Source organism: Moraxella sp. (assembly GCF_024227015.1).
Taxonomy (GTDB): Bacteria; Pseudomonadota; Gammaproteobacteria; order Pseudomonadales; family Moraxellaceae; genus Moraxella.
The window spans coordinates 1-3,785 of the sequence record NZ_JAAELD010000395.1; the positions used below are offsets into that span (position 1 = coordinate 1).

Genomic DNA, 3,785 nt, shown 5'->3' on the forward strand with positions numbered 1-3,785 from the left:
GATGGCGAGCAAATCACGCTCGTACAGATCCACCCAAATCGCCTGCAGTCAGGCAAATACCAACCACGTCGCGACATGAACGAAGAGGCGCTCAATGAGCTTGCCAATTCGATCCGCCAACATGGCGTGATGCAGCCCATCGTCATCCGTCCGCTGCTGTCGAATGAAGATAAGACGAGTGACACTGTCACGCACGAGATCATCGCAGGTGAACGTCGTTGGCGCGCCGCCAAGATTGCAGGTCTGACCGAGATTCCTGCCATTGAGCGTGTTCTGTCGGATGAGATCGCCATTGCCTTGGCGCTGATTGAGAACATTCAGCGCGAGGATTTGAATGTGCTTGAGCAAGCGGCAGCACTACAAAGATTCCACACCGAATTTGGCATGAGTCATGCGATGATTGCTGATGTGGTGGGCAAGGCGCGCGCTACCGTTTCCAATCTACTGCGCCTAAATAACCTACACGACACTGTCAAGGGCTATATGACCGAGGGCTTGTTGGACATGGGGCACGCGCGTACGCTACTGTCCCTATCGGACAAGCAACAACCCGTTATCGCCAAAAAAATCATCGACGGTAAAATGACCGTTCGCGATGCCGAAAAGCTGGTAAAATCCATCCTAAATCCCGAACCTGCCAAAAAAATCAACTCCGACAGTCATGAAATTAAGGCCATGAATCAAAAACTGTCCGACTTACTGGGCGCCACCGTCAAGCTAAAACAAGGTAAGGACGGCAAAGGCAGTGTTGAGATATTCTTTCATGATGATGACGAGCTGCAAGGGCTGTTGTTACAATTCGGACTTAACTAAAAATCACAAAAGCCAAACAAGGAAGTTTGGCGAATCCTCTTTATTTTTTGTTAAAATTAACAAAATCATCAAATACATTCATAAAAATGACCATCATGCACACAACTCAAGCAACATCTAACCGCAAGCAGGCCTTCGAACGCGCCGATAAATTTGCCGTATTTAAGCGACTGATGTCGTATCTTAAGCCTTATTGGTGGGCGTTTATCTTGGTGATGATTGGCTTTGCCATTAGTGCTGGTGGCGAAGTGGCGAGTGCCAAGCTGCTTGAGTACATCATCGAAGCGATTAATAATAACGATAACGTGCGCAAATTTTTGTTTCCGTTTTTGGTGATTTTGCTGTTCTTTTTGCGTGGTGTTGGTGCGTTCTTGGGCGGTTATTATGCAGCATTGATGGCGCGTAGCTTAGTATATCTGCTTCGTGTGGAGGTGTTTAATAAGCTATTAAAACTACCTTCTGCGTTTTATTTGAACAACCCTGCTGGTACGATTTCATCGAAGCTGATCTTTGATGTGGAGCAGGTGACTGCGGCGACTACCGAATCTATCACGACGTTATTGAAGGATGGTTTGACTGTCATTGCGTTGTTTGGATTCTTGTTTTATACCAATTGGCGCTTGACTTTGGTGCTGATGGTCATTGTACCGCCGATTTTTTGGATCATTAAAAAAGTATCGAAGCGATTTGCCATGCTGTCCATGGACATTCAGGACACTATGAGCGCGGTCAGTCACATCACCAACGAGGCAATCACAGGCTATCAAGTGGTGAAGAACTATGGCGGACAAGCCTATGAATCGCAACGATTCGACAGGGCGTCAAAAGAGAACCTGAATAAAGGATTAAAAATCACCGTGCTCGCCGCCATCAATTCACCCGTTATTCAGCTGCTGATGGCGACGGGGATGTGTTTTGTGATTTGGCTGTCGCTGCGCCCCGAAGTGCTTGGTGATACCAGTGCAGGGGAGTTTGCCTCTTATTTGGTGGCGGCAGGTTTGCTTGCTCGTCCCGTTAAGGCACTGACCGATGTCAATCAAAAGCTACAAAGAGGCATTGCCGCAGGTGTGTCTATTTTTGAGCTGATTGATACGCCAGAAGAGCGTGATACAGGCACGCTAACCCCGACGCTGCGTGGCGATATTCGATTTGAGAATGTGAGCCTAACCTATGAAAGCGGCACGCAGGCGATTAAGGACTTTAACCTTGACATCAAGGCAGGCGAGACGGTGGCGGTGGTCGGGCGGTCAGGCTCAGGCAAGACCACGCTGGTGAACTTGCTTACTCGTTCACTCACGCCGACATCAGGGCGGATACTGATAGACGGCACGCCCATTGATGACATTAAATTATCATCCTTGCGTGAACAGATAGCCATGGTTAATCAGCAGGTTACGCTGTTTTTGGATACGGTCGCCCATAACATCGCTTATGGGGCATTATCCGCCAAATCCCGTGATGACATCATACAGGCGAGTAAATCGGCTTATGCTCATGATTTTATTATGGATTTGCCAGATGGTTATGATAGTTTTATCGGGTCGGACGGTTTGCAGTTGTCAGGCGGACAACGCCAACGACTCTCCATTGCTCGTGCTTTGTTAAAAGACGCGCCGATTTTGATATTAGACGAAGCCACGTCCGCCCTTGATAACGAAAGCGAGTATTATATCCAAAAGGCGTTAGAAACCGTCATGCAAGGTCGTACCACGCTTGTCATCGCTCATCGCTTATCTACTATCCAAAACGCCGACCGTATCATCGTCATGGATAAAGGGCAAATTGTGGAAATGGGTACGCATGACGAGCTGTTTGCCAAAGGCGGTATGTATCGCACCATGTACGAACGCACCTTTGATGAGCAAAGTGAGCCGACCGCCCCATGAAAAATCTAGAACTTCTCATTACCAAGGCATGGCAAGAAAAATCCCCCATGCTAACCACGCTCGCTCCGCTGTCCGCCCTGTATGGCGTGGTGGGGCGTGTGCGTAAGTCCTTGTATGATAACGATAAACTTGCCAAATACCACGCCTCCATTCCTGTGATGGTTATCGGAAATATCACGATGGGCGGTAGTGGCAAAACCCCGCTTATCATCGCTCTTATCAAGTATCTGCAAGATAAAGGCGTAAACGTGGGCGTGATAAGTCGGGGTTATGGACGGGCGGACAGTAGTCCTGCAATGGTTCGTGCCGATAGCACGCCTAAAGAAGTCGGCGATGAGCCGTGCCTTATCGTCCAAAGCACAAACGTGCCAATGGCGGTGGGGGTAAATCGTGGGCAAGTCATTGATTTACTACTACAAAATCACCCAACTCTACAACTCATCATCAGTGATGACGGATTACAACACTACGCCCTACACCGAGATGTGGAGTGGATAGTGGTAGATGGAGTGCGGGGATTTGGTAATGAGAAACTCTTTCCACAGGGCTTTTTGCGGGAATCGCTTGACCGCCTAAATGGTGCAACCGTGATTTATCATGACAGCCGAGCCGAACGCTATGATGATAATGCTCTGCTTATGCACTTAGCCCCAAGCAAGCCCATACCGCTTTTGGTAGGTGACAAATCAGAGAGTGATAAAAATTTACCACCCCAAAAGGTCTATGCCGTAAGCGGTATTGGCTATCCTACTCGATTTTTTAAGACGCTAAATGAGCTTGGCTTTGATGTGGTGGAGCGTGCCTTTGGCGACCATCATGATTTTGCCCTTGATGACTTAGCTGATTTGACTGATTTGCCAATCATTACAACCAGTAAAGATGCGGTTAAATTGCATGAACTTGCTAGCACGCACCCAAACCATGCAATTTTTGATAACATTTGGGTGTTGCCTGTACAGGCGGTGCTGTCGGAAAGTGTTTATGGGGAGATGGATAGGGTACTTGGGGCGTTAGGGGTGGTATAATGAATACTTTGGCTGAACGTTTAAAATATATTCGCAACCTAAGAAAATTATCTCAACAAGA

At 47.9% G+C, this 3,785-nt stretch carries 3 protein-coding genes; all 3 read left to right on the top strand.

Going from position 1 to position 3,785, the window contains the following annotated elements:
- Positions 1-813 (top strand): ParB/RepB/Spo0J family partition protein (locus GY683_RS09080; protein ID WP_297288419.1); only part of this gene is annotated, 813 nt, incomplete at its 5' end.
- A gap of 173 nt (positions 814-986) precedes the next feature.
- Complete coding sequence (gene msbA / locus GY683_RS09085; RefSeq protein ID WP_297288421.1) at positions 987-2,699, top strand: lipid A export permease/ATP-binding protein MsbA; 1,713 nt, start codon at positions 987-989, stop codon at positions 2,697-2,699.
- Positions 2,696-3,724, top strand: a complete 1,029-nt coding sequence (lpxK, locus tag GY683_RS09090) for a tetraacyldisaccharide 4'-kinase (protein ID WP_297288420.1) — start codon at positions 2,696-2,698, stop codon at positions 3,722-3,724. The genes msbA and lpxK overlap by 4 nt, the downstream gene beginning before the upstream one ends.
- Positions 3,725-3,785 lie beyond the last annotated feature (61 nt).